This is a genomic window from Streptococcus sp. HMSC34B10, from assembly GCF_001839505.1.
Taxonomy (GTDB): domain Bacteria; phylum Bacillota; class Bacilli; order Lactobacillales; family Streptococcaceae; genus Streptococcus; species Streptococcus peroris.
Genome location: NZ_KV841541.1, coordinates 43182 through 69016, shown reverse-complemented (window position 1 = coordinate 69016; position 25835 = coordinate 43182). Strand labels below are relative to the sequence as shown.

Annotated in this window: 24 protein-coding genes; 3 read left to right on the top strand and 21 right to left on the bottom strand. The window is 41.3% G+C overall.

Annotated elements, in window-relative coordinates; all coding sequences use genetic code 11:
• Positions 1–107: 107 nt before the first annotated feature.
• Positions 108–1298 (top strand): cation diffusion facilitator family transporter, encoded by a 1191-nt coding sequence (locus tag HMPREF3237_RS00375; protein ID WP_070888442.1) that lies wholly within the window; start codon positions 108–110, stop codon positions 1296–1298.
• A gap of 41 nt (positions 1299–1339) precedes the next feature.
• On the opposite strand, the gene scrK is transcribed toward HMPREF3237_RS00375, so the two are convergent.
• Both scrK and HMPREF3237_RS00365 read right to left on the bottom strand, forming a co-directional pair.
• Positions 1340–2227, bottom strand: a complete 888-nt coding sequence (gene scrK, locus HMPREF3237_RS00370) for a fructokinase ScrK (protein WP_070888441.1) — start codon at positions 2225–2227, stop codon at positions 1340–1342.
• A gap of 138 nt (positions 2228–2365) precedes the next feature.
• Positions 2366–4261, bottom strand: coding sequence for a sucrose-specific PTS transporter subunit IIBC (locus HMPREF3237_RS00365; RefSeq protein ID WP_070888440.1), 1896 nt, complete (start codon positions 4259–4261; stop codon positions 2366–2368).
• 363 nt (positions 4262–4624) lie between these two features.
• Between HMPREF3237_RS00365 and HMPREF3237_RS00360 the strand changes: the two genes are divergently transcribed.
• Together HMPREF3237_RS00360 and HMPREF3237_RS00355 are read left to right on the top strand one after the other, a co-directional pair.
• Positions 4625–6079, top strand: a complete 1455-nt coding sequence (locus HMPREF3237_RS00360) for a sucrose-6-phosphate hydrolase (protein ID WP_070888439.1) — start codon at positions 4625–4627, stop codon at positions 6077–6079.
• Complete coding sequence (locus HMPREF3237_RS00355) at positions 6060–7025, top strand: LacI family DNA-binding transcriptional regulator (protein ID WP_070888438.1); 966 nt, start codon at positions 6060–6062, stop codon at positions 7023–7025. The genes HMPREF3237_RS00360 and HMPREF3237_RS00355 overlap by 20 nt, the downstream gene beginning before the upstream one ends.
• A gap of 21 nt (positions 7026–7046) precedes the next feature.
• Here the strand turns inward: HMPREF3237_RS00355 and HMPREF3237_RS00350 are convergent, their stop codons facing one another.
• From HMPREF3237_RS00350 to yhbY, 19 genes are all read right to left on the bottom strand, one after another.
• The gene (locus HMPREF3237_RS00350; protein WP_070888437.1) at positions 7047–8345 is read right to left on the bottom strand and encodes a hydroxymethylglutaryl-CoA reductase, degradative; all 1299 of its coding nucleotides are present in this window, start codon (positions 8343–8345) and stop codon (positions 7047–7049) included.
• Positions 8345–9517, bottom strand: a complete 1173-nt coding sequence (locus tag HMPREF3237_RS00345) for a hydroxymethylglutaryl-CoA synthase (RefSeq protein WP_070888436.1) — start codon at positions 9515–9517, stop codon at positions 8345–8347. The genes HMPREF3237_RS00350 and HMPREF3237_RS00345 overlap by 1 nt, the downstream gene beginning before the upstream one ends.
• A gap of 173 nt (positions 9518–9690) precedes the next feature.
• Positions 9691–10140: a threonine/serine exporter family protein gene (locus HMPREF3237_RS00340; protein ID WP_070888435.1), complete on the bottom strand. Its 450-nt coding sequence runs from the start codon at positions 10138–10140 to the stop codon at positions 9691–9693.
• Position 10141: 1 nt separating this feature from the next.
• Positions 10142–10900, bottom strand: a complete 759-nt coding sequence (locus HMPREF3237_RS00335; protein WP_006145966.1) for a threonine/serine exporter family protein — start codon at positions 10898–10900, stop codon at positions 10142–10144.
• Between the two features lie 99 nt (positions 10901–10999).
• Positions 11000–12829: a Stk1 family PASTA domain-containing Ser/Thr kinase gene (pknB, locus tag HMPREF3237_RS00330; RefSeq protein WP_070888434.1), complete on the bottom strand. Its 1830-nt coding sequence runs from the start codon at positions 12827–12829 to the stop codon at positions 11000–11002.
• Positions 12826–13563 (bottom strand): Stp1/IreP family PP2C-type Ser/Thr phosphatase, encoded by a 738-nt coding sequence (locus HMPREF3237_RS00325; RefSeq protein WP_070888433.1) that lies wholly within the window; start codon positions 13561–13563, stop codon positions 12826–12828. The genes pknB and HMPREF3237_RS00325 overlap by 4 nt, the downstream gene beginning before the upstream one ends.
• 15 nt (positions 13564–13578) lie before the next feature.
• Entirely contained in the window at positions 13579–14892 is a 1314-nt protein-coding gene (rsmB, locus tag HMPREF3237_RS00320) for a 16S rRNA (cytosine(967)-C(5))-methyltransferase RsmB (protein ID WP_070888432.1), read from the bottom strand.
• The gene (gene fmt / locus HMPREF3237_RS00315; protein WP_070888431.1) at positions 14885–15820 is read right to left on the bottom strand and encodes a methionyl-tRNA formyltransferase; all 936 of its coding nucleotides are present in this window, start codon (positions 15818–15820) and stop codon (positions 14885–14887) included. The genes rsmB and fmt overlap by 8 nt, the downstream gene beginning before the upstream one ends.
• 11 nt (positions 15821–15831) lie before the next feature.
• Positions 15832–18228: a primosomal protein N' gene (locus tag HMPREF3237_RS00310; RefSeq protein WP_070888430.1), complete on the bottom strand. Its 2397-nt coding sequence runs from the start codon at positions 18226–18228 to the stop codon at positions 15832–15834.
• 84 nt (positions 18229–18312) lie between these two features.
• Complete coding sequence (rpoZ, locus tag HMPREF3237_RS00305) at positions 18313–18627, bottom strand: DNA-directed RNA polymerase subunit omega (protein WP_006145972.1); 315 nt, start codon at positions 18625–18627, stop codon at positions 18313–18315.
• Positions 18628–18651: 24 nt separating this feature from the next.
• Complete coding sequence (gene gmk, locus HMPREF3237_RS00300) at positions 18652–19278, bottom strand: guanylate kinase (protein ID WP_006145973.1); 627 nt, start codon at positions 19276–19278, stop codon at positions 18652–18654.
• Between the two features lie 135 nt (positions 19279–19413).
• Entirely contained in the window at positions 19414–21027 is a 1614-nt protein-coding gene (locus tag HMPREF3237_RS00295) for a ribonuclease Y (RefSeq protein WP_070888429.1), read from the bottom strand.
• Between the two features lie 214 nt (positions 21028–21241).
• Positions 21242–22339, bottom strand: coding sequence for a nucleotidyltransferase (locus HMPREF3237_RS00290; RefSeq protein ID WP_070888428.1), 1098 nt, complete (start codon positions 22337–22339; stop codon positions 21242–21244).
• Between the two features lie 9 nt (positions 22340–22348).
• The gene (locus HMPREF3237_RS00285) at positions 22349–23089 is read right to left on the bottom strand and encodes a class I SAM-dependent DNA methyltransferase (protein ID WP_070888497.1); all 741 of its coding nucleotides are present in this window, start codon (positions 23087–23089) and stop codon (positions 22349–22351) included.
• Between the two features lie 110 nt (positions 23090–23199).
• Positions 23200–23553, bottom strand: a complete 354-nt coding sequence (gene rsfS / locus HMPREF3237_RS00280) for a ribosome silencing factor (protein ID WP_006145977.1) — start codon at positions 23551–23553, stop codon at positions 23200–23202.
• Between the two features lie 12 nt (positions 23554–23565).
• Positions 23566–24066, bottom strand: coding sequence for a cysteine hydrolase family protein (locus HMPREF3237_RS00275; protein WP_006145978.1), 501 nt, complete (start codon positions 24064–24066; stop codon positions 23566–23568).
• Positions 24067–24660 carry a bis(5'-nucleosyl)-tetraphosphatase (symmetrical) YqeK gene (gene yqeK / locus HMPREF3237_RS00270; RefSeq protein ID WP_006145979.1) on the bottom strand — a complete coding sequence of 198 codons (594 nt, stop codon included), beginning with the start codon at positions 24658–24660 and terminating at the stop codon, positions 24067–24069. It abuts the gene before it with no gap.
• A complete protein-coding gene (locus HMPREF3237_RS00265; protein ID WP_006145980.1) occupies positions 24660–25289 on the bottom strand; it encodes a nicotinate-nucleotide adenylyltransferase in 630 nt (209 codons plus the stop codon). The genes yqeK and HMPREF3237_RS00265 overlap by 1 nt, the downstream gene beginning before the upstream one ends.
• Positions 25290–25340: 51 nt before the next feature.
• Positions 25341–25652 carry a ribosome assembly RNA-binding protein YhbY gene (gene yhbY, locus HMPREF3237_RS00260; protein ID WP_000060171.1) on the bottom strand — a complete coding sequence of 104 codons (312 nt, stop codon included), beginning with the start codon at positions 25650–25652 and terminating at the stop codon, positions 25341–25343.
• Positions 25653–25835 lie beyond the last annotated feature (183 nt).

The window sequence follows — 25835 nt, the reverse complement described above, 5'->3', positions numbered from 1 at the left end:
AAAAAGCATTTTTTAATTTATATCCTTGTTATTCCTCTATCTTATTTGAATTTTCTATGGAAAACCAGTATAATGATAGAATACAAAAATTCTAGAAAGAGAGTTAGATGAATCAATCAGTTTCAAACTTGAAATTAGCTGAGCGTGGTGCCATTATCAGCATTTTGACCTACTTTTTCTTATCAGCAGCTAAGTTAGCAACCGGACACCTCCTCCATTCATCCAGTTTGGTAGCTGATGGTTTTAACAACGTTTCAGATATTGTTGGAAACGTGGCCCTCCTAATCGGGATTCGCTTGGCTCGCCAACCGGCAGATAGAGATCATCGCTTCGGCCACTGGAAAATAGAGGATTTGGCAAGTCTCATCACTTCCATCATTATGTTTTACGTTGGCTTTGATGTTCTGCGTGATACCATCCAAAAAATACTCAGCCAAGAACAAACGGTCATTGACCCACTTGGTGCGACTCTGGGAGTCATCTCTGCTTTCATCATGTTCGCCGTTTATCTCTACAATACCCATCTGAGTAAGCAAGCTAAATCAAAAGCCCTCAAGGCTGCAGCTAAGGACAATCTGTCAGATGCCGTGACATCTCTTGGAACTTCTATTGCTATCCTGGCTAGTAGTTTTAACTATCCAATCGTGGATAAGTTGGTTGCGATTATCATCACCTTCTTTATCCTCAAAACAGCCTATGACATTTTTATTGAGTCATCCTTCAGTCTTTCAGATGGTTTTGATGAGCATTTGCTCGAAGATTACCAAAAGGCTATCATGGAAATTCCTAAGATTAGCAAGGTCAAATCACAACGCGGTCGTACCTACGGAAGCAATATTTATCTGGACATCACACTTGAGATGAACCCAGATCTGTCTGTTTTTGAAAGTCACGAAATTGCGGACCAGGTCGAATCTATGCTGACAGAACAATTTGGTGTCTTTGATACAGACATTCATATCGAACCAGCACCAATCCCTGAGGATGAAATTCTAGATAATGTCTATAAAAAATTGCTCATGAGAGAGCAACTAATCGACCAAGGAAATCAACTGGAAGAGTTATTGACTGAAGACTTCATTTATATCCGCCAAGACGGGCAAGAACTGGACAAGGATGCCTATAAGGCTGAAAAAGAATTAACCTCTGCTATCAAGGAGCTTCATTTAACTTCTATCAGTCAAAAGACTAAACTCATCCGCTACCAAGTCGGCGATACCATTCATACCAGTATCTGGCGCCGTCATGAAACTTGGCAAAATATTTTCCATCAGGAAACAAAAATAGAAAAAGACTAAAGCAAAACTCCCAACTTTCTCAGTTGGGAGTTTTTATATTCTTATTTTGCAATGCTCTTAGCAAGAACGAAGTTTCCTAGTGTAGCTGAACCATTGCCAGCAACAGCTGGAGTCACGATATAGTCGCGCACATCTGGAACTGGTAGGTAACCATTGAGCAAGGATGTGAATTTCTCACGGACACGGTCAAGCATGTGTTGTTGAGCCATAACCCCACCACCAAATACGATAACGTCTGGACGGAAAGTTACAGTTGCGTTTACTGCAGCTTGAGCAATATAGTAAGCTTGAACATCCCAAACAGAACTATTCAGTTCAATGTTTTCACCACGAGTTCCTGTGCGAGCTTCCAAGCTTGGGCCAGCTGCAAGCCCTTCCAAACAACCTTTATGGAAAGGACATACACCGTTAAATTCTTTTTCAACATCCATTGGGTGTTTTGCCACATAGTAGTGCCCCATCTCAGGGTGGCCAACACCACCAATAAATTCCCCACGCTGGATAACTCCAGCACCGATACCTGTACCGATTGTGTAATAAACCAAGTTTTCGATACGACTACCAGCATTATTACGAGCAACCACTTCACCGTAGGCAGAGCTATTTACGTCTGTTGTGAAGTACATTGGTACATTTAAAGCGCGACGAAGGGCACCAAGCAAGTCAACATTTGCCCAGTGAGATTTTGGAGTTGTTGTGATAAAACCATAGGTTTTAGAGTTTTTATCGATATCTATAGGACCAAATGAACCAATGGCAAGTCCTGCAAGATTATCGAATTTTGAAAAGAATTCGATGGTTTTATCGATTGTCTCGATAGGAGTTGTTGTTGGAAATTGTACTTTTTCTACAACGTTAAAGTTTTCATCACCGACAGCACAGACAAATTTCGTACCACCTGCTTCCAAGCTTCCATATAATTTTGTCATGACAAACCTCTTGTATTTATTTTTCTATTATAGCATTTTCCAGAATGAAAGTTACTCTATATTTCAGATTTTCTTCTGTAAATTTTACCATTCAAGAAAAACGAACAAACATGACATTCGTTCGTTTTTATGAATCTATTAAGCTTCAACTTCGATGATTACATCTCCCTTAGCAACTGATCCAGAAGCAACTGGATTTACTGAAGCAAAGTCAGCAGTGTTCGTCACGATAACCATTGTTGTGTTATCAAGACCTGCAGCAGCAATCTTAGCAGAGTCAAATGTTCCAAGAACATCTCCAGCTTTAACCTTGTCACCTTGAGCAACTTTATGGTTGAAGCCTTCACCGTTCATTGAAACAGTGTCGATACCAACGTGAATCAAGATTTCAGCACCGTTAGATGTTCTCAAACCATAAGCATGCCCAGTTGGAAAGACGATTGTCACTTCAGCATCAGCTGGTGCGTAAACAACATCTTGGCTAGGTTTTACAGCGATACCTTGTCCCATAGCTCCACTTGAGAAGACTGGGTCATTGACATCTGAAAGGGCAACTACATCACCAACGATTGGTGTTTGGATGATACCTTCGCTAGGTGCAACAACAGTACCAGTCACTGCTTCCTCTGTTAAACGGTCAGTTTCAGCTTCAGAAATTGCTCCTGAAACTTCTTCTACTTCATCTTCGTAGCCAAACATGTAAGTAAGTGCAAAACCAAGTGCAAATGATACAGCTACCATAAGAAGGTATTGTGCAAGTTGTCCGTTACCAATGTAAAGCATTGTACCAGGGATGATTGTGATACCATTACCAGTACCAGCGAGTCCAAGGATAGATGCCAATCCACCACCGACTGCACCAGCAATCAATGAAAGGAAGAATGGCTTACGGTAACGTAAGTTAACCCCGAAGATAGCAGGCTCAGTAATACCAAGGAAGGCAGAAAGAGCAGCTGGGAAAGCAAGTGTTTTAAGTTTAGGATTTTTAGTTTTCACACCAACGGCTACTGTCGCAGCACCTTGAGCAGTCATGGCAGCTGTGATGATAGCGTTGAATGGGTTAGCATGGTCAGCAGCAAGTAATTGAACTTCAAGCAAGTTGAAGATATGGTGAACACCTGATACGACGATTAATTGGTGAACTCCACCAATCAAGAAACCACCAAGTCCAAATGGCAAGTTAAGGATAGCTTTTGTTCCAAGAAGGATATAGTTTTCAACAACGTGGAAGACTGGTCCGATAACAAACAAACCAAGAATTGACATTACGAGGAGTGTTACGAATGGTGTTACCAAGAGATCAAGTACATCTGGAACCACTTTACGAACAGCTTTTTCAAATTTAGCTCCGACAACCCCGATGATGAAGGCTGGAAGAACTGAACCTTGCAAACCAACAACTGGGATAAATCCGAAGAAGTTCATAGCAGTTACTTCTCCACCAGAAGCAACAGCCCAGGCATTTGGAAGTGAACCTGAAACGAGCATCATACCAAGAACGATACCAACGGCTGGGTTACCACCGAATACACGGAAGGTTGACCAAACAACCAAACCTGGCAAGATGATAAAGGCTGTGTCAGTCAAGATTTGAGTATAAATTGTTACATCCTCTGGAAGCGTCATTCCAAGAGCGTTCAAGAGACCACGAACACCCATGAAGAGACCCGTTGCTACGATAACTGGAATAATTGGTACAAATACGTCACCGAAAGTACGGATAGCACGTTGGAACCAATTTCCTTGTTTAGCAGCTTCTGCCTTCATCTCATCCTTAGATGATGTTGGCAAACCAAGAGCTACGACTTCATCGTACATCTTGTTTACTGTACCAGTACCAAAGATAATTTGGTATTGACCTGAGTTAAAGAAAGCACCTTGAACTTTTTCCAAGCTCTCGATAGCATCTTTGTTGATCTTCGCTTCATCTTTCACCATAACACGTAGGCGAGTTGCACAGTGGGCTACACTGTTAACATTCTCACGTCCGCCCAAGGCTTCGATGACTTTTTTTGCAATTTCTGTATTCGTCATTTGCAAAAATCTCCTTATAAAAAATTTTGTTCTTGTTTGAAAGCGATTTTATCCGCCCTACGAATATTATTCTATCACGTTTAAAAAATATGTCAAGCGTTTTGCAGAAAAAATTTTGTCAATTCTCCGATTTTGATTGTTTTTGCTATTTTTTCATTAACATAGCAGTAAACATCCTCTGAATTCAAGGTTTTTACTTTAAAGTTTTCAAAAACTTTCATATTTTCATCAATTTTTATAAAATTTCGTTTCTGAACTCTGTCAACCGTTTGACATTTTTTTCTTAAATTTAGTGTGAAAGACTTGCTTTTTTATAAGGAAACGTTTACTATTAAGATAGTAGAATTTATGGAGGAAATAGAAATGGAATGGACTACTGAACGTCGTTACAGACGTTATGAAGATTGGACACAAGAAGAAAGAAAAGAAATCCAAGAAAAGATGGCACAATCCCCATGGCATGTCAGCTATCACATTGAGCCAAAGGAAGGTCTCCTCAACGACCCAAACGGCTTTTCTTATTTTGATGGTAAGTGGATTGTCTTTTACCAAAACTTCCCCTTTGGTGCAGCTCATGGTTTGAAATCTTGGGTACAACTTGAAAGTAATGATCTCATTCACTTTAAGGAAACAGGAGTGAAACTTTTGCCTGATACACCTCTTGATAGTCATGGCGCATACTCTGGTTCTGCTATGCAGTTTGGGGATCAATTGTTCCTCTTTTATACTGGAAATGTCCGTGATGAAAATTGGGTACGCCACCCTTACCAGATTGGTGCCTTGATGGATAAAGACGGTAAGATTGAAAAGATTGACAAGGTCTTGATTGATCAACCTGCTGATGCTACTGACCACTTCCGCGATCCACAAATTTTTAACTTCAAAGGTCAATACTACGCTATTGTTGGTGGTCAAGACTTGGAGAAAAAAGGCTTTGTCCGTCTCTATAAGGCTGTCAATAATGATTATAAAAACTGGCAAGAAGTTGGTGACCTTGACTTTAACAATGACCGCACTGCCTACATGATGGAGTGTCCAAATCTTGTCTTTGTTGGAGAACAGCCTGTCCTTCTCTACTGTCCACAAGGTTTGGATAAAAAGGTTCTTGACTATGATAACATCTATCCAAATATGTATAAAATTGGTGCTTCCTTTGACCCAGAAAATGCTCGTATGGTAGATGTATCAGAACTTCACAACCTTGACTATGGATTTGAAGCCTACGCTACTCAGGCCTTTAATGCTCCTGATGGACGTGCTCTTGCTGTTAGTTGGCTTGGCCTACCAGATGTTTCTTACCCATCTGATCGTTTCGATCATCAGGGAACTTTCTCATTGGTCAAAGAACTTACAATCAAGGATGGCAAACTCTATCAGTATCCTGTAGCAGCTATCCAGGACCTCCGAGCTTCAGAAGAAGAATTTTCAAATCGTTCTGAAACCAAAAACACCTACGAACTTGAGTTTAACCTAGAAACTAATAGTCAAAGTGAAATCGTTCTTCTTGCTGATAAGGATGGCAAGGGACTTTCTATCAACTTTGACCTTGTCAATGGTCAAGTAATTGTTGATCGCAGTCAAGCAGGTGAGCAATATGCTCAAGAATTTGGAACGACTCGCTCATGTTCAATTGACAACCAAGCTACTACTGTAACTATCTTCATCGACAACTCTGTCTTTGAAATTTTCATCAATAAAGGAGAAAAAGTATTTTCTGGTCGTGTTTTCCCACATGAGGATCAAAATGGAATTTTGATTAAGTCTGGAAATCCAACTGGAACTTACTATGAATTAGATTATGGTCGCAAAACTAACTGATGTCGCAAAATTAGCAGGCGTCAGCCCAACTACCGTCTCACGTGTGATTAATAAAAAGGGCTATCTTTCAGAGAAAACTATTCAAAAGGTCAATGATGCTATGCGTGAGCTGGGCTATAAACCCAATAACCTGGCTCGTAGTCTTCAAGGTAAATCCGCTAAACTAATCGGTTTAATCTTCCCTAATATACGTCATGTTTTCTATGCGGAATTGATTGATAAACTCGAGCATGAACTCTTTAAAAAAGGGTATAAAACGATTATCTGTAATTGCGAGCACGACTCTGAAAAGGAGCGAGAATACATTGAGATGCTAGAGGCTAATCAAGTCGACGGCATTATTTCAGGAAGTCACAACCTAGGAATCGAAGACTACAACCGAGTTACAGCACCTATCATTTCCTTTGACCGAAACCTTTCTCCTGATATTCCTGTCGTATCTTCCGATAACTATGGAGGGGGCGTCCTGGCAGCCCAGACTCTAGTCAAAACTGGAGCTAAGGACATCATCATGATTACCGGAAACGATAACTCCAATTCTCCAACGGGACTCCGTCACGCTGGATTTGCTTCAATTTTACCGGACGCTCCTATCATCAATGTTTCTAGTGACTTTTCACCTGTAAGGAAGGAAATGGAAATAAAAAACATCCTTACTCAGCAAAAACCAGATGCCATTTTTGCTTCAGATGATTTGACTGCTATTTTAATCATCAACATCGCAAAAGAGCTTGGAATTTCTGTTCCAGACCAACTCAAGGTCATCGGCTATGATGGCACTTACTTTATTGAAAATTATTACCCACAATTAACAACTGTTAAGCAACCTCTAGAAGAAATCGCCTTTTTGTGCGTTGAGTTACTACTACAAAAGATTGATGGCAAAAAAGTAGCAACAACTGGTTACTTTTTACCCGTCACCCTCTTACCAGGGAAAAGCATTTAATAGCATTAAAAAACTCAGACTTTATTTGTCTGAGTTTTCTTTTGTGGAGGAACGTATTTCATATAAAAGTTCCTGTGCTTTTTCAAGATTAAAAATTTTTTCAGTAATCAATTTTGCTACTAGCTGAGAGACTTCTGATTCTCCGGCTCCTGCTAAGAGAGCTAAGGACTTGGCTTGTAATTTCATATGTCCATACTGAATACCTGTACTCACCAAGGCCTTGAGAGCTGCAAAGTTTTGGGCCAACCCCATAGATACTATGATTTGAGCTAATTCTTTAGCAGTTGGATGACCGAGTAATTCATGACTAAGCACAACACGAGGGTTGAGACCAATAGAGCCGCCCTTGGTTGCAACTGGCATTGGAAGTGTCATTTCTCCAACTAACTCTTCGGTTTCTAAATCTATGGTCCAACGACTGAGACCTCGATAGCTACCATCGCGACTTGCATAAGCATGAGCACCCGCCTCGATAGCTCGCCAGTCATTTCCAGTAGCAATTAAGAGGGCATCAATCCCATTGAAAATTCCCTTGTTATGGGTGGCTGCTCGATAGGGATCAGCCTGAGCAAATTGACTAGCGAGAACCATTTTTTGGGCTAACTCTCGCGCCTCATCCTTTTGACGACTCAGATAACGAAAACCAAGGCGACAAGTGGCTGTCACTAGAGAATCCGTTGCGTAATTTGACAAAATCCCCATCAAACTTTGTCCTTGGCTTAACTCTTCTAAGCTAGGTTTCAAAGCTTCAAGCATGGTATTGAGCATATTGGCCCCCATGGCTTCCTGGGTGTCCACATGAAGATAAACCACTAAAAAGTCTGTTTCTCCAGAAATCTGCTCCACATGTAAATCACGCGCACCACCGCCTCGTTTTACAATAGAGGGATAAGCTCGATTAGCCATTTCAAGGAGACTTGCTTTTTTATCAAGAATATTTTGACGAGCCTGCTCTTCATCTGGAACATTGTAAAGGGCAACCTGACCAATCATTTGTCGTTGGTGAACCTGAGCAGTAAAGCCCCCTGCCCGTTTAATAATTTTATTAGCAAAACTAGCTGCAGCAACAACAGAGGGTTCTTCTGTCACGTAAGGGACTGTGTACTCCTGACTGTTTACCAGAACTTCTGGAACTACTGAGTAAGGAAGGGAGAAGGTACCCACTACATTTTCACTCAGCTGGTCCGCGACTGCTAGACTGAGGTTTTCATTTCGCTCTAAACTTTGTTGGGCTTCTAGAGAAGTGAGCGCCTGAGCTTTTACTAGCTCCAGGCGCTCTTCGGTAGATTTTTTAGCAAATCCATTCCAATTTTTTTTCATTATTTTTCGACCTTGCTGTAGCGACGTTGGTGATCTACAATCTCAACGAGGGCAAAATCTTGTCCCTCATAACCTGACATCGTCGCAGAACCTGAATCATCCAATTTCGCTTCTTCAAAGAACATTCGTTCATAATCGGCAACACTCAAAGCTTGGCGTCTATCTAGAAGTGCTAGGCGATTTTTCTGCAACTGCTTTTCAAAACCTTCAACTAATTCCACACTAAAGAACTCGGATACTGCACCACTACCATAACTGTAGAGAGCAATCTTATCCCCAGCTTTAAGGCTGTCTGCGTTTTCCAACAGAGATAGTAAACCTAAGAAGAGTGAACCAGTATAGATATTTCCAACTTTTTGGCTATAAATAATAGACTCATCAAAGTGTTTTTGCAACACATCTTTCTTCTCTTGAGGCAAGGACTTATCAAGGATTTTTTTCAATCCTTTGAGAGCCAGCTTGGGATATGGTAAATGGAAACATACTGCTTCAAAATCATCCAGGCTACATTCATAACGTTTTTGATACTCTACCCAAGTCGTTTTTAGGCTGTCAAGATACTGTTGCGTTGAGTAGACCCCATTTACAAATGGTGTCGTTGAATAATTTGGACGCCAAAAATCCATAATATCACGAGTTTGCGCAACGTTATCGTTATTGAAAACCATAATACGTGGATTTTGGCTAATCAACATAGCAACACAACCTGCACCTTGAGTTGGTTCCCCAGGAGTTTCGACCCCATATCTTGCAATATCACTGGCAAGTACTAAAACTTTTGATTTTGGAGAATTTTCTACATGTAACTTAGCATAGTGAAGTGCCGCAGTTGCGCCATAGCAAGCTTCCTTGATTTCAAAACTACGAGCAAATGGTTGAATTCCAAGCAAACCATGTACAAAAACCGCAGCTGCTTTACTCTGATCGACTCCAGATTCTGTCGCTACGATAACCATATCAATCTCTTGCTTATCTTCTTCAGTCAGGATTGAATTTCCTGCACTAGCCGCCAATGTCACAATATCCTCTGTCAAAGGAGCAATACTCAATTCTTTTAAAAGTAGCCCTTTACTCAATTTTTCAGGATCAATTCCTCGGGTTTCTGCTAGATCTTGTAATTTCAAAACGTATTGACTGGTTGCAAAACCAATCTTATCAATACCGATTGTCATATTTACCTCTATTTTTATCATTCATTGTAAAAATTCGCTCACCCTATTTTATCACAATTAAGGTCAAATGAGCGAAAAAAGACTTGAATCCCCAAATCAAGTTTGTGTTTAAAATCTTATCCCATTTTTCTATACTAACTCTCTAAAATGTAGAGCCAAGAAAAAATCAAGTCTTAGCTAGCTCGACCCTTTCTAAGATAATTATACAATTTCAATAAAACTGTTCCACTTGCCATCCCTATGGAAATAACAAGGGCTAACATCATGACTAGCATGGCACTAGAAATAGCATGGCTAAAGTCAGCTGTCACAAAGAAGGAAGTCGTTCGATAAGACAGATAACCTGGTACTAGTGGTGCCAGTATTGCTAAAGCAAAAACAACGGCTGGTGTTTTGTAGAGAATACTCATAATCTGACTGATACAAGAACCAATTACAGCAGCAATAAAGGTCGCCAAAATAACATTAGTTGGCTCCTTGAGTAATAGATAGAGTAGCCAGATAGACATTCCTAAAACTCCACCAGGGACAAGCATAGAACGTTGGACATTTAAAACGATTAAAAAAGTGATAATGGCAAGCAGACTTGCTAGAGCTTGCAATAAAAATGTTGCTACTGTCATATTAGTTCATGAGTACAAGGGCGACTGATGTTCCAGCCCCTAAGGCAAGGGTAATCAGCAAGGATTCAAACATCTTGCTCATACCAGAGTTAATGTGATTGGTCATAATATCTCGAACAGCATTTGTCAGGGCAATCCCAGGTACAAATGGCATGACCGCACCAGCAATGACTAAATCAGCTGTAGATGGCAAGCCAGAATAACGCGCCCAAAATTGTGCAATCAGGCCAAAGACCAGAGCTCCTGCAAAAGCTGTCATAAAAGGAATGCGAATAAACTTTTCTACATAGAGAGAAAAAGTGAAGGCAAATAAGGTCGCCACCCCTGCTCCAATGGCATCGTAGGGATTCCCACCAAACATAATTGAAAAGAAGGGGGCACTGAGTGTTGCTGCAATAGTTAACTGAACATTGGTGTAGGGAGATGCTTTGGCATTCAATTCCTTTAGTTGATTAAAAGCTGTTTCCAAATCAATCTGCCCTGACACAAGTTGCCTTGAAATTTGATTGACATCACAAACCTTCTCAATATTGTAAGCCGAAGAGGTTACTCGCTTCATTCGAGAAATATTTGTATTTTCAATGGAGAAAAAAATGGCTGCAGGCATAGCTAAAACATTACAATCCATGATACCCTGTGAATGAGCAATCCGAATCATGGTATCTTCAACACGATAAATCTCAGATCCATTTCGAAGCAGTATCGTTCCTGCTAGCATGATGACATCAATAACTGCATTCAGCTTTTTAGATTCGTCCATGTTTCCCTCCTTTCAAAACTCCCTTTTATTTTATCATAAATTCGGAGGAAAAAAAATCTTTGTCACAAAAACTGTGACAAAGATTGATTAGTTATCCCCTCAATGTCCACCTGATGGATTTGAGGTAGTTTGATTAGACTGTGGAGATGTTTCTGCACGGTTAGGATTGCTGATGGTAGGATTTGTTGTCGTTGTTTTAGGTTTATAAATATATAATTTAACGATCGGGTTATTTATATCTAATTTACCATTTGGTGCGGGAATTTGTTGCGCAACCTCTCCTTCACTAATCTTTTCTTGTACAGTATCCACTTCTTTTATCTCAATATTAGTAATACCCCTACTATTAAGATCTTTTTTAGCAACTTCAAGACTATATCCAACATAGTTTGGCATGGTCATGGTCGTCTTCTCTTTGGCTACAGTCAAGACAATCTGTGTTGCCTTGCTGAGATCGTAAGTTGTTCCCTCCGGTAAACTTTGTTTCATGATTGTACCGACTTCGAATTCGTTGGACTCTTCTTCCTCAATCTTAATCAGATTTTCAGGAACTTTTTTCTCTTTCAACTCTGCTTTAACATCAGTAGATTTGCGTCCAATATAGTTTCCAATCTTAAATGATTGTTTACCTGAAGAGACGATGAGATTGACTTTAGTCCCTTCCTTGCGAGCTGAACCAGCATCTGGATCTGTTCGAATAACTCGTCCCTCTTCTACCGTATCACTCGCTTCTGTCTTTTCCTCACCAATTTCAAAATTCGCTTTTTTAAGGTTTTCCTTAGCTTCAGCGACGGTTTGACCAGCGACTTTTGGAATTTCAACAGTAGCTGGTGTCTTTGATATAATCCAGAAGAGAGAAGCTAAAACAAGTACAAAGCTAGCTAAAAGCACTAAGTATCTTGCTCTAAAACGACGTTTCTTGACTGGTTTTGGAGCAACTTCTTTACTTGTTGCCTTTTTATTTGGTTTTTGTGTCTGAGGACGATCAACTGGCTGTTGTACCTTAGGAATTGAAGTTAAAGTAGACTGAGGAATCTTTGGTAAGGTTTTTGTATCAACCTTACTTGAATCATCAAATACCAACTTTGGCTCATTGCGACGATTATTGGATAAACTGCTTAATAAATCCACATACATCTCTGAAACTGTTTGATAACGGTCTGTTAACTTTTTAGCCGTCGCTTTAATAACTACATTTTCCAACGATTGTGGGACTGAAGGATTTTCAGCTATAACAGATGGAAGAGGTTTTTGGAAATGCTGAAGTGCAATAGTAACGGCACTATCTCCATCATAAGGAATATGTCCCGTCAACATTTCAAAGAAAATGATTCCCATTGCATAGATATCACTCTGTACAGTCGCTTTAGAACCACGCGCCTGCTCAGGTGATAGATAGTGGACAGAACCTAACATGGAGTTGGTCTGTGTCAAACTAGTTTCCGCAAAGGCCACTGCAATCCCAAAGTCTGTAACTTTTGCAGTGCCATCAGGAGTCAAAAGAATATTTTGTGGTTTTAAATCACGGTGAACAATGCCTTTAGCATGTGCCAAACGCATAGCCAAAAGAATTTGCCCCATGATACGAACAGCTTCCTCGTTTGAGAGAGGATAGTGTTCTTTGATATAGCGTTTGAGGTCAAGACCCGCTACATATTCCATAGCTAGGTACTGCTGACCATCTTCTTCACCGATATCCGTAATTCGAACGATATGAGGATGATCTAAGTCCGCCATCGCACGCGCTTCTCTCTGGAAACGTGCAACAGCGATAGGGTCAGTCTGGTAATTGGTCCTTAGAACCTTTACTGCTACTTCTTCCCCATCCAGAATCAAATCTTTAGCCAGGTAGACATCTGCCATGCCTCCACGACCAATTTGTTTGATAATCCGATATCGTCCGGCAAATATCTTGCCGATCTGAATCATTTTGATTCCTCCTCAATCGCAATCAAGGCAACAGTAATGTTGTCAAGTCCTCCGGCATTGTTTGCAAAACGCACCAAAGTTTCTGCCTTGTCATCAAGTGGAATATCACTTGTCACGATGTCGTAGATCTCGCTTCCTGAAATCATGTTAGTTAGGCCATCACTATTCATAACAAGATAATCACCAGCCTCCAAGCTTACAATCCCTAAATCTGGTTGAATCTCATCTTTTTGTCCGATAGACTGGGTAATAATATTCTTTTGTGGATGAGACTCGGCCTCTTCAGGTGTTAATTGACCTGCCTTGAGTAATTCATTCACCAAAGAATGATCGCTTGTTAATTGATGGTATTCCTCACCACGAATCAAGCCGATACGAGAATCTCCAATGTGGGCATAAATAGCCTGATTATCAATGATTGCAAGGGCTTCTAGAGTTGTACCCATCCCTTTATATGCTTCATCACGCCCCAATTGATAAATCTTTTGATTTTCAATTTCTAGGTGTTCTGCAAACCATTCACGAACTTCATTCACGGTATCGATCTGAGTATCTACCCAGGCAACACCTAAGTCCGTAACTGCCATCTCACTGGCAATATTACCTGCTCGGTGTCCTCCCATCCCGTCAGCCAAGATAATCATCGTACGACCGGCACGGTTGACAAAAAGATTGACATAGTCTTGATTATTTGTACGTTTCTGACCCACATCTGTTAATAATGAAATTTCCATTGTGTCAGTTCCTTCCTAATTGGATATCTTACGAAATTGGCTGATAAAGAATCCATCACTTCCGTACAATTCTGGAGTAATGAGGATGCAGCCATCTTTTAGGATATCCTTGCATTCGTGTTCTAGTTTAACCTGCTCGAACTCTGGATGACTTTCTAAAAATGCTTGAACCACTTGAAAGTTCTCCTCAGAGACAATAGTGCAGGTACTATAAGTTATTATACCACCTTTACGTAGCGTTTGACAAACACTACCTAATATTTCCAACTGAATTTCCTGTAATGACGCGAAATCAGCTGTGTCTTTGTTGTATTTGATATCTGGTTTCCGACGCAAAAGTCCAATCCCCGAGCAAGGGGCGTCAACTAGAATCTTATCAAATTGATCCTCACCAAAAAATTCATGCACTTTTCGAGCATCCAGTTTCTGCGTTTGTACACGGTCTGCTACGCCTAAACGTTCTGCATTCTCTTGAATTAAGGTGAGTTTGTGGTCATAGAGATCCAGAGCTGTGACTTGACCCACTGTGAGATAAGAAGCTATATGAGCCGTTTTCCCACCAGGAGCTGCACAAGCATCTAAAACTTGCTCATCTCCTTGTAATGCGAGTGTTGGCGCTACTAACTGACTAGATTCATCTTGGATGGTAATAAGTCCCTCTGAAAATAAGTCATGGCCTGCAAAATGCCCCTGCTCTTTGACCAAACCTGCAACCGACAAAATGGAATCACTTGCACCGAGCAATTTTTTGATTTCCTCTTTTCGGCTCAAATCTGTCACTCGGATACTGGCTTTATTCCGTTGCAAAAGACTTTCAAAAATCGCTTGCGCTCGCTCTTCTCCATACTCTTCCTTGAGCTTAGAAACTAACCACACTGGCAAAGAGTAGGCGATAGAATCACGCTTATTTTTACGTTTGATACTAGTAATATCTGGCAAACCCTCACGCAAAATACGGCGCAAAACAGCATTGACAAGTTTTTCACTGCCTTTCTTACGAGATTTTGCAATTTCTACCGCTTCATTGACCACTGCATGATCAGGAAGCTTATCCAAGTATTGGAGTTGGTAGACGCTCATGAGAAGCAAAACATAGAGCCATTTGTCTAGCTTGTCTCTATCCTCAATAAAGTGAGAAATATACCACTCTAATGTGAGTTTTCGAGCTACGGTACCATACACCAGCTCTGTCACCAAACCTTTGTCAACTACTGACAATTGGCTTCCCTTAAGGTGTTTATTTAAGGTGATATTTGAGTAAGCTTGATTGACAAGAACGTCCTCCAATACCTCTAAAGCTAGACTTCTAGCCGTTTCTACTTTATTCACCAAAGCGTACTCCTACTGCCAAACTTCGTCCCACGCCGTTGAGGAAAGAAGCAATGTCCATTTTAGGTTTTCCTGCTGGTTGAACCTGTTTGAGAGACAGAGCCCCTTCTGCAGTTGCGATGATTAATTCTTTTTTACCGATAGAGATAATCTCACCCGGATTTCCATTACCTTCTACTGGCAGGGCTTCATAGATTTTGAAGCGTTCTCCCTTTAGAAAAGTGTGGGAAACTGGCCATGGATTCAACCCACGGATTTGGTTGAAAAGTTGACGATTGCTCTTGTTCCAGTCCAATTTTTCTTCCTCTGGTTTGATATTTGGTGAAAAAGTTACTTGGCTTGGATCTTGCGGTTCTGGCTGAATTTCACCAGCTATATAAGCGGGGAGGGTATCCAAAAGCAAATCACGACCGACAATGGCCAATTTTTCAAACAAAGTTCCAACATTGTCCTCATCGGTAATGGGAATACTGCGACGAGAAATCATGTCTCCTGCATCCATTTCCTTGACCATTTCCATAATGGTCACTCCTGCCTCTTTATCACCTTGAATCAAGGCATAATGAATAGGAGCACCACCACGATGTTTAGGAAGAAGAGAAGCATGAACGTTGACTGCAAAATCCATGCTATCAAGAAGTTTGCTTGGGAGAAATTGCCCAAAAGCTGCAGTCACAATCCCATCAGCTCCCAAATTCATGATAGCTTCCATCTCTGGACTACCCGATAATTTTTCAGGTTGGTAGATAGGAAGTCCTGCCTCTTTGGCTGCTTGTTTAACCGGGGTTTCGTGGATAACTTTTTTACGGCCGACAGCACGGTCTGGCTGAGTTACAACCGCAACAATCTCGTAGCGATCATCTGTCAAAAGGCCCTTTAAAACGGTCGCTGAAAAGTCAGGCGTTCCCATAAAGATTAGTTTTGTCATCTTTTCTCCTTTTATAAAAATTGTTGTGGTTCGTGGTCAATACTGAGACGAAGTTCGCTATTTTCTCGTTCTTGAGTTAGAGCTAAGACCTGATTAAGGGTAGAAGCCAACTCATCTTCTAAACGGTATTTAATCAAAATTTGGTAATGATAGAGGTTATGAGTGCGAGCAATAGGTTTAGGCGTTGGTCCAAGGATGATACTAGCATCCGATAAACCTGACCGCAAAATTTCCATGACTTGATAAGCACGTTTGATAACCTCTTCTTCTTTCTTCTGAGACAAGGTAATACCAATAGTGAAATAATAAGGTGGGTAACCCAACTGACGTCTGATTCCCATTTCATAGGCATAAAAACCTTCGTAGTCCTGATCCTTTGCAAAACGAATGGCATAATGATTAGGATTATAGGACTGAATCAAGACCTGACCTGCTTTTTCAGCGCGACCGGCACGACCGGCTACCTGTGTCAAGAGTTGGAAAGTCCTCTCAGAAGAACGGAAGTCAGGTAGATTCAAGGCTGTATCCGCATTGAGAACACCAACCAAGGTCACATTTGGAAAATCCAATCCCTTGGCAATCATCTGTGTCCCCAGTAAAATATCTGCCTCTCCTTTTCCGAACTGGTCTAGTAGAGTTTGGTGACTGCCCTTCTTACGAGTTGTATCCACATCCATGCGTAGAATGCGTGCCTCTGGAAAGAGTTCTGTTAGCTCATCATAGGCCTTTTGAGTCCCTGTTCCATAATAACGAATGCTACGACTCTGACAGTTTGGACAGACATGTGGAATTTCCTTCGAAAAGCCACAATAATGGCAGTTCATGGTTTTGGTATCCATGTGTAGCGTCAAGGAGATATCACAGTTAGGACATGTATCAACAGTCCCACATTCCCGACACATGACAAAGCTAGAATAACCACGGCGATTGAGCATGAGAACAACCTGCTCTTTTTTAGCCAGGCGATCTTGAATGGCCTCAATCAGAGGAGGTGTAAAGTTTGATGTTTCATTCTGCCCGATGTAATCACGGAAGTCAATCAGTTGAACTTCAGGAACACTTGCTAAAGGATTGGCACGTTTAGTCAGGCGCAAATGCTGATAAACACCCTTGCCAGCACGCGCACGGCTTTCTAGACTTGGTGTTGCAGAACCAAGGACTAGGGCAGCTCGATTGTACTGAGCTCGTAAAATAGCCACATCCCTAGCATGATAACGCGGATTGCTGTCTTGCTTGTAACTAGCCTCATGCTCTTCATCGATAATGATAACGCCTAAATCTTTCAAAGGAGCGAAAATAGCAGATCTAGCCCCAACGACTACCTGAGCATCTCCACGCTCCACCTTGCGCCATTCGTCGTACTTTTCACCGTTGGACAAGCCTGAGTGGAGGATGGCAACTTGCTCACCAAAACGAGCAATAAAGCGCTCGGTCATTTGAGGTGTCAGAGAGATCTCTGGTACAAGAACAATCGCTGTTTTTCCCATATCCAAGGCACCTTGGATAATCTGCAGGTAAACCTCGGTTTTCCCACTTCCAGTGATTCCTTGTAGAAGAAATGGAGGATGTTTCTTTCCAATCGCTCCAACAACCGCCTCACAGGCTTCTTTTTGCTCTGGGTTTAACTCTAAGGCTTGATTTGACTCGATTCCTTCAAAGTAGGCAGCTGAGCGCTGGACTTCCTTTTGCACCATGGTGATTGCACCATGTTCCACAAAGAAGTTAATTTGTTCGCGTGAGTAATGTTTTAACAAATCAGCTAATGGAACTGTTTCAAGATGTGCTAATAAATATTCTCGCAGTTCCAATTTCTTCTTGGCACGATTTGAGATTTCTAGCTTTTCTAATTTATCAAGATTCACTTGAACCCAAGACTGTGTTTTGACCTTCTTCTGGTCTACAGCCTGATACTCTAGCTTCAAGAGTCCTTTTCGAGTCAATCGCATCATCTCAGCCTGCTTTTCTAGGTCGAGAGATGAAAAGGCTAGAGATTCTTGCGAACCGAACAATCGCTCTTTATCTTCCTGACTCAAGCCTTCCAGAGGATAGAGGATTTTATCATAACTAGAGTTCAAAAATCCAGGGAGCATGGCTTTTAAGATAGAAATTTTGTATGAGAAGACTGACTTACGTAGTTCTTCGGCCAACCAGAGTTGTTCCTCCGTTAAGACAGGAGAAAAGTCCAGCACCTCGGCAATCTCTTTCAAATCTTCGTCTGCCACATCTGCATCAGATTGAGACTCCATTCCAAGTACGATCCCTTGAATCAAGCGATTGGCCTTTCCAAAGGGAACGTGAACTCGCATACCGACTTCCAGCATCCCTGCAAATTCCTCAGGAACCTTATAACTGTATGGTTGGTCCGTCTGCATCAAGGGGACATCCACAATGATTTTTGCAATAGTCATATCCTCACCTCCTCCGCTAGTTAAATCCTTTTAATTGATTGAGTATTCTTGCAATAGAAAAAATAAGATTGAGTCCCCCCAACCTTAAATTTTTTCACCTTCTTCTTTTTCTTTCGCGATTTGCTCTTTGATTTTCTTTTCTTCTTCTTCTCTCAATCGTCTTTCTTCTTCGATTCGACGACGAACAGCTTCGCGTTTTCCTTCTGGATCTGGGTGGATGGTTACATTCCCAGATTCAATTTCTTCCAAAGCACGAAGAGTTGATTTTTCGGATTTAAATTCTTGGGTTGCAGGTGCACCAGATTCAAGTTCATGGGCACGTTTTGCTTCTAAAATTACGAGTGAATATTTTGATGGGACCTTGTCAAGCAAGGTATCAATAGAGGGTTTAAGCATCATTTGTTTGTACCTGTTTTCTAATTTTTATCGAATTGTTGGAGATTTTGGCAGCATATCCTGATAATGACCGATGACACGATCGACACGGAAATGTTCAGCTTCAATCACACGTTTGACACGTTCTGCAGCAAGAGGAACCTGATCATTGACAATGGCATAGTCGTACTCACGCATCAAAGCAATTTCTTCTTTGGCTTTTTCGATACGTTGGGCAATCACTTCTGCGCTATCGGTACCACGACCTACGAGACGGTCTTGTAATTCTTCCAAATCTGGTGGTGTCAAAAAAATAAAGACTGCATCTGGAACTTTTTTCTTAACCTGGAGAGCTCCCTGCACTTCAATTTCGAGAAAAACGTCAATTCCTTTATCAAGAGTTTCATTAACATAAGTCAGAGGAGTGCCATAGTAGTTACCTACATACTCTGCATACTCTAACATCTGTCCTTGACGTATCAATTCTTCAAATTCTTCACGCGTACGGAAGAAATAGTCGACTCCGTCTACTTCACCTGGACGTTGAGCCCGTGTTGTCATAGATACAGAATATTGGAATTGATTTTCAGAACTCTCAAAAATTTCTCGCCTAACCGTTCCTTTTCCAACTCCAGAAGGGCCTGAAAAAACGATTAGTAAGCCACGGTCTGCCATGATGTCTCCTTTAGATAGTTTGTAAAATGACTCGAAAATTCATCAGAATTCACAGTGTAAAGCCATTTCTGCTTACTACAATCTTTCTATCTAGTGTAACAAAAAAGCAGTAATTTTTCAACTGCTCTTTCTTATTTATTTTGCATAATCTACTGCACGAAGCTCGCGAATTACAGTTACCTTGATATTTCCTGGGTAATCAAGGTTATTTTCAATTTTCTCACGAACTTTGTGAGCTAGGATTGTAACTTTGTCATCCTTAATTTGACCTGGATTGACCATGATGCGGATTTCACGTCCCGCTTGAAGGGCAAAGCTATTTTGAACTCCTTCAAAGCCGTTCGCAATTTCTTCCAAATCATGAAGACGTTTGATGTAACTTTCGAGAGATTCGCTACGAGCACCTGGGCGAGCAGCACTTAAAGCATCTGCTGCAGCAACGATAACTGCAATGACGCTCTCTGGCTCTACATCACCATGGTGACTTGCAATAGTATTGACAACAACCGGATGTTCTTTATACTTGCGAGCCAACTCCGTACCAATTTCAACGTGGCTACCTTCGACTTCACGGTCAATAGCTTTTCCGATATCGTGGAGGAATCCTGCACGACGAGCGAGAGTAGCATTTTCACCAAGCTCACTAGCCATAATACCAGATAGCTTCGCAACTTCGATGGAGTGACGCAAAACATTTTGTCCGTAAGATGTACGGAATTGCAAACGTCCCATAATCTTCATCAAGTCAGGATGAAGATTTGGTGCGCCAATCTCATAGGCTGCTGCTTCCCCGTATTCACGAATTTTATTGTCAATCTCTAGACGATTTTTCTCAACCAACTCTTCGATACGAGCTGGATGAATTCGACCATCTTTGAGCAAGGTTTCCATCGTCATACGGGCAATCTCGCGACGAATCGGATCAAAACCTGACAAGGTTACGACATCAGGTGTATCATCAATAATCACATCAACACCCGTCAAACTTTCAAAGGTACGAATATTTCGACCTTCACGTCCGATAATGCGACCTTTCATCGTATCATCAGGAAGTTGGACTGTTGAGTTTGTAGACTCAGCTACATAATCACCAGCAATTCTCTGCATAGCTTGGGATAAAATATCCTTTGCTAATTTGTCTGAGCGTTCCTTAACTTCCTGCTCTGCTTCACGAATGCGACTAGCAATCTCCTTGGTTAAGTTTTCCTCAGTTTGAGCGAGGATAATATCTCTCGCTTCTGTCTGAGAAAGGGAACCAATGCGTTCTAGTTCAGCTTCTTTTTGTCTTTCGACTTCCTCTAATTGCTCTTCACGTGCATCAAGGTTTTTTGCTCTATCAGAAATACTTTGTTCTTTTTGTTCAAGTGTTTTTTCCTTGTTCGTCAAATTGTCATCTTTGCGATCAAGACTGCTAGCACGTTCTGTCAAACGATTTTCGATTTGCTTGAGTTCTTGACGCTCTGACTTAAATTCAGCGTCCACTTCTTCACGGTATTTTCTGGCTTCCTCTTTGGCCTCCAATAGTGCTTCTTTTTTAAGAGACTTACTTTCACGTTCGGCTTCATTTACTAACAAATCCGCTTCACGTTCAGCTTGTCCACGTAAATTAGTTGCTTCTTGTTCAGCATTTAAAAGCATCAACTCTGCAGCTTCTTGAGATGATTTCATCTTGGCTGAGATGCTGACATATCCAATGACTAAACCAATGATGACGGCAAAAACAACAATCCCAATCGTCATGATTTCCATGTTTTTACCTCATTATATTTGTTTATCGAATGAAATACATTCTTTTATATTCTACCACAAAAAAATCTTTTTCACAAACCAAAATAAAAGTTGTTTTGGTCATTTTGAGAGTTGTTTTCTTCAGTTTCCCTAGTAAAATAAGCTATTCCCCCTAACTAAATTTTTAAAGAATTTTTTACAAAAAAATAAGTAAAAAGCCTACCACTTAGTAGAGTTAATTTGATTCAATTTTAATTGGCACTCTGCCAAAATTCTGCTCTCTTATACCTTGGTTCCCTAGCTGGTAAATCTGGTCTGCCTTTTGAGTCATCGTATCCCAGGGTTCTTTACCGATTCGACTAACTAGACGGATTTGCTCTTTCAGAGATTTGAGGTGTTGTCTGCCTTTTTCGGTAAATCCAAGGATATGGATGCCTTCTGGCAAGTCGCTTTCTCTAGCCTGTACCAAGATATAAGTCAAGAGTCGTCGTACACGCGCCTTGGTGTACCGTTTGGTCGCAACTGTTTCGACTAATTCCTCTACAGATTGGGCTGTCTTAATAGCCTCCTTGATGCGCACTGCCATTTCCTGATTGACCTGATAGATAGTGGTTAAGTCTGGATTTGACAAGATTTGGTAGTGGAGCAAGGGAAAATAGTTATCCCAACTCACCTTACACGTCTGTTCAAAAAGAGTGACAGAAGGCATAAAGCGTTCTAAGAAATCTCGGTCTGATTGGTGCTGACGGAGGGCTGTTGCAGATACAAAGTCAACATCCTTGTCCACCGAATGGTAGCCTGCCCCCTGACGTTTGATTGGATGAAGCTTGATATTTCGTCCAGCAACTGCTTTGGCATAGGCTAGAGCAAGGACATGATTAGGCGTATCATCAGAAAAATCAAGACCTGCAAATTCCTTCCACATGGCTTGGGTTTTCTGAGGGTAGGAGAGTGAATCAGGTAAATTATCCACAAATTTCTCCATCTCTTGACCACGTTCTGAGTATAGGTCTGCAATTTTCTGATAATCCAGAACTTCCTCTGTCCCGAAAGCAAGGGTGTTAATCCCCAAACGAGCCAAGATAGCCACTGCACCCTGACCGAAAAAATCTGCTGCTTGGACACTGACTAAAAAGGGCAATTCTACTACTAAGTCCGCCCCATTTCCCAGCGCCATCTGGGCCCGTGTCCACTTATCCACGATAGTAGGCTCCCCACGCTGCATGAAATTCCCAGACATGGCTACGATTTTCAGTCCCTCAGCCTGTTCTAGCAGGTATTTGTGGCCATTATGAAAAGGATTGAACTCCGCGATAATACCTGTAATGGTCATGATGTTCTCCTACTTCTGTGCCACAAAAAACCAACGGGTGCTAGTTTCTGTTGGCTCCTTGTCCTCAAAGTCCGCAAAGAGTTTGAAAGACTTAAAACCAGCCTGTTCCAGCAGAATATCATAGGTCAAAACCTCATAAGTACGCTCTTCATGGACTTCATCGTGACGACTAAAGGAACCATCCGCTTCCTTGATAAAAAAGGTCAACTCATGCACGATAGAATGTGGTGCATCATCTTCATAGGTGTCCCAGAGCATGGCAAAGTCTTCCGCATTTTCATGATAGGAATAGCCTGGAAAGACTTCATCTGTTTGGTAGGTTGAATGCACATCAAAGATGAAAACTCCGTCTTCGTTGAGGACATTATACACTTCCTTAAAGACGTCTCCGACTTCTACTTCGTCCTGCATATAGCAGATAGAATCGGAATAGCAGGTCACAAAGTCGTATCGACCTGCCTTGGATAAATCCAGCATATTGCCTTCCATAAAATCAATCTTTTGCTTGGCTGATACTGCTCTCTTTTCGGCAATCTTCAACATATCCGCGCTTAAATCAAGCCCAGTCACATCAAAGCCTGCTTGAGAAAAGCGAACGGACTGGATACCTGTCCCACAAGCTAATTCCAAGAGTTTCTTTCTCTCCTTAGTTTTGGGCAAATGACGGAGGGAAAAATCCATCCATTTATCGTATAAACTATCATCCATCACAGCATCGTAAACAGCCGCAAAGGTTTCGTATGTTGCCATAATCATGATACCAAGAGCACCTCTGGAAATACCACTCGCTCTCACCTTTCTAACGATTTTCTTCTAAATTAAGCAAATAAAACCCAGTTGATTACAACTGAGTTCATCTCCTATGCTAAGGCTTCTGAAATGTCTACAGAATTAGCCTCATGCCATAGTTTTTCTAGATTATAATGGGCACGCATTTCTTCTGAGAAGATATGCACTACGACACCACCGAGGTCTAACAAGACCCAGCCACCGGCTGCATCGCCTTCGACATGGCTGCCTTTAAGGCCTGCTTCAGCTACTTTTTCACGAATATTATCAGCGATAGCATCCAACTGACGGCTATTCATAGAACTGGTGATAACAAAATAGTCAGTCACACTCGTCAATTCTTGTACATCAAGTGCGAGGATATCCTCGGCACGTTTCTCATCAGCCGCTTTCACGACTAGTTCTAGTAATTCTTTTTCCTTCATTTAGTCCTCTTTTTAGAAAATATGTTTGTAATCTAGGACATCTGCAAAGCGCTCCTCCCAAATGTCCTCATAAAATTCATTTATCGTTTCTGCTGGAATATCATCGCCATCAAACGTTGTGCAAGTTCCTTCTGGAATAATAAGCTGATAGCCATATTCAAATGCAACCTTGACAGAGGTATCCACACAATATTCTGTCTGCATACCACATAAAACTAATTTTTCAATCCCCTGTTTATCCAAGTATTCTTTTAAGCCAGTTTCTTTGAAAATACTGTTATACTTCTTTTGAAAGACCTTTTCATCAGGTTTTCGATTTAAAAGCGCAGATAACTGCCAATCTTTTGATGTTTGAGCTTCAGAGTTCTCAATATGTTGAACATAGATAATTTCGATATTCTTGCTTCTAGCCTGGTTTTGTAAATAAGAAATTTTTTCCAATAGACTATTTGTCTGAAAACCGGTTTCCACTAAAATATTCTGAACATCAATGATGATAAAAGCTGTCTTCATTTAGTCCTCTTTCAAATAGTGCACATAGGCGTTATAGGTTTCAAGGGTTTGGGGATAGATGGGAAATCCCTGGTGAGCTAAATGCTCTACTGTGTGAGCTGTCTCGTAGGCCACCGCCTTATTTAGCGATAGTTCAGCAATCTCACGCGCCTGGTCCACCCCTGGAAAGGCACGATTATGCTCGATGTAATCTGCGACGTAGATGACCTTATCAAGGTCCGTCATCTGACCAGCTCCAACTGTATGAATTTCAATAGCTCGTAGGATTTCAGAATCTTGTAAATCTAAATCTTCCTGAATCTTGTAGATACCGACCATGCCATGCCAGACATTATTGCCCCAGTTTTTAAGATCAGAGTCAAGTTGATAACGGTCAATCAAGTCTAGAAATTCCTGGTCTGACAACTTTTTAGCATAGTCATGAAGGAGACCTGCTAGACCTGCTTTCTCGGCATCCACTCCGAATCGTTCTGCAAGTTCAATGGCTGCGCGCTCTACACCCAAACAATGGGTCAAACGCTTCTCAGGTAGAAGCTCTGCCATTTTTTTCAATAATTCCTCACGGGAACAGTTGATATAGTCCTGGTATGCCATTAGTAAAGTCCTTCTTTCTCGATATAGTCTAATACAGGCTTAGGTAGGAGAAAGTTAGGTGTGCGTCCTTGGGCAATGAAATCACGCACCATGCTAGATGAAATATCCATGAGAGGTACATCCACCCAGATAACTGGATAAGAAGTCCCTGCCTTGTAACGCGGACGTTGAACCCCTACAAACTGAACTAGTTCCACCAACTCATCAATTCGGTACCACTTAGGCAAATAGTCTACCATATCGGCACCGATAATGAAATAGTAATCTGTGTCTGGATTCTTCTCTGTTAGAAGCTTCATGGTGTCGTAGGTGTAGGAAATCCCCTTACGCTCTAGCTCTATGGTCTCAATAGCTATACCTTCGATTCCATCAATCGCCAATTCTAACATCTTGAGGCGATGGTGTTCAGGAATGGTTTCCTTTTTATCTACGTGAGGTGGTTGGTATTCGGGCATGAGCAGAACCTGATCCAATCCCAACTGTTGGCGCACTTGATCTGCAACAATCAGATGGGCATTGTGAACAGGGTTAAAATTTCCACCCAAGATACCGACTTGTTTCCGTTTTTTATCCTTGATTTCTGGCTCTAACTCCACTTTCGTAAAGGGAGTTAATAATTCGATTGCCATAGGTTAATCTCCTTTACTCTTCTGTAAAAACAGTTTTTGGGAGTGTCATTCTCAGATTTCTTTAACTTTTTTAGAAATCTTGCGATTTTCTTTCTTGCTTGATTGTTTATACAAAATCAAGATGCGTCCGATTTTTTGAACTGTGTCCACACCGATTTCTTCTTCCAATATTTCAGCTACTTCGTGGATATTCTCATCTGTGTTTTGCAAGAGAGTAACCTTGATCAATTCACGAGCGTCTAGTGCTTGACGTACGCTGGTTTTGATTTGGTCGTTGAGACCATTTTTCCCGATTTGGATGATGGGTTTGAGGGTGTGTGCCTGGCTGTTGAGGAAGGCACGTTGTTTCGATGTTAATGACATAATTCATTTAAAAGAGTTTCTTTTTATACTTTTCTGAAGTGGTGACGGACGTCAGCAAAGTCCTCTGGACTTTCATGACTAAAATTTGAGCCTAAGGTCTCAAATTTTCCGCAGTTGGTACAATCACTTGTACCAACTAACACCACGGTGAAAAGTATCTTCTATGGGCTCGCAGTGCTCGCC

What these genes read in the sequence shown, in the direction of transcription:
- HMPREF3237_RS00375 (WP_070888442.1), top strand. Translation starts at nt 108, where the DNA reads ATGAATCAATCAGTTTCAAACTTGAAATTAGCTGAGCGTGGTGCCATT.
- scrK (WP_070888441.1), bottom strand. Translation starts at nt 2,227, where the DNA reads ATGACAAAATTATATGGAAGCTTGGAAGCAGGTGGTACGAAATTTGTC.
- HMPREF3237_RS00365 (WP_070888440.1), bottom strand. Translation starts at nt 4,261, where the DNA reads ATGACGAATACAGAAATTGCAAAAAAAGTCATCGAAGCCTTGGGCGGA.
- HMPREF3237_RS00360 (WP_070888439.1), top strand. Translation starts at nt 4,625, where the DNA reads ATGGAATGGACTACTGAACGTCGTTACAGACGTTATGAAGATTGGACA.
- HMPREF3237_RS00355 (WP_070888438.1), top strand. Translation starts at nt 6,060, where the DNA reads ATGGTCGCAAAACTAACTGATGTCGCAAAATTAGCAGGCGTCAGCCCA.
- HMPREF3237_RS00350 (WP_070888437.1), bottom strand. Translation starts at nt 8,345, where the DNA reads ATGAAAAAAAATTGGAATGGATTTGCTAAAAAATCTACCGAAGAGCGC.
- HMPREF3237_RS00345 (WP_070888436.1), bottom strand. Translation starts at nt 9,517, where the DNA reads ATGACAATCGGTATTGATAAGATTGGTTTTGCAACCAGTCAATACGTT.
- HMPREF3237_RS00340 (WP_070888435.1), bottom strand. Translation starts at nt 10,140, where the DNA reads ATGACAGTAGCAACATTTTTATTGCAAGCTCTAGCAAGTCTGCTTGCC.
- HMPREF3237_RS00335 (WP_006145966.1), bottom strand. Translation starts at nt 10,900, where the DNA reads ATGGACGAATCTAAAAAGCTGAATGCAGTTATTGATGTCATCATGCTA.
- pknB (WP_070888434.1), bottom strand. Translation starts at nt 12,829, where the DNA reads ATGATTCAGATCGGCAAGATATTTGCCGGACGATATCGGATTATCAAA.
- HMPREF3237_RS00325 (WP_070888433.1), bottom strand. Translation starts at nt 13,563, where the DNA reads ATGGAAATTTCATTATTAACAGATGTGGGTCAGAAACGTACAAATAAT.
- fmt (WP_070888431.1), bottom strand. Translation starts at nt 15,820, where the DNA reads ATGACAAAACTAATCTTTATGGGAACGCCTGACTTTTCAGCGACCGTT.
- HMPREF3237_RS00310 (WP_070888430.1), bottom strand. Translation starts at nt 18,228, where the DNA reads ATGACTATTGCAAAAATCATTGTGGATGTCCCCTTGATGCAGACGGAC.
- rpoZ (WP_006145972.1), bottom strand. Translation starts at nt 18,627, where the DNA reads ATGATGCTTAAACCCTCTATTGATACCTTGCTTGACAAGGTCCCATCA.
- gmk (WP_006145973.1), bottom strand. Translation starts at nt 19,278, where the DNA reads ATGGCAGACCGTGGCTTACTAATCGTTTTTTCAGGCCCTTCTGGAGTT.
- HMPREF3237_RS00295 (WP_070888429.1), bottom strand. Translation starts at nt 21,027, where the DNA reads ATGGAAATCATGACGATTGGGATTGTTGTTTTTGCCGTCATCATTGGT.
- HMPREF3237_RS00290 (WP_070888428.1), bottom strand. Translation starts at nt 22,339, where the DNA reads ATGACCATTACAGGTATTATCGCGGAGTTCAATCCTTTTCATAATGGC.
- HMPREF3237_RS00285 (WP_070888497.1), bottom strand. Translation starts at nt 23,089, where the DNA reads ATGGCAACATACGAAACCTTTGCGGCTGTTTACGATGCTGTGATGGAT.
- rsfS (WP_006145977.1), bottom strand. Translation starts at nt 23,553, where the DNA reads ATGAAGGAAAAAGAATTACTAGAACTAGTCGTGAAAGCGGCTGATGAG.
- HMPREF3237_RS00275 (WP_006145978.1), bottom strand. Translation starts at nt 24,066, where the DNA reads ATGAAGACAGCTTTTATCATCATTGATGTTCAGAATATTTTAGTGGAA.
- yqeK (WP_006145979.1), bottom strand. Translation starts at nt 24,660, where the DNA reads ATGGCATACCAGGACTATATCAACTGTTCCCGTGAGGAATTATTGAAA.
- HMPREF3237_RS00265 (WP_006145980.1), bottom strand. Translation starts at nt 25,289, where the DNA reads ATGGCAATCGAATTATTAACTCCCTTTACGAAAGTGGAGTTAGAGCCA.
- yhbY (WP_000060171.1), bottom strand. Translation starts at nt 25,652, where the DNA reads ATGTCATTAACATCGAAACAACGTGCCTTCCTCAACAGCCAGGCACAC.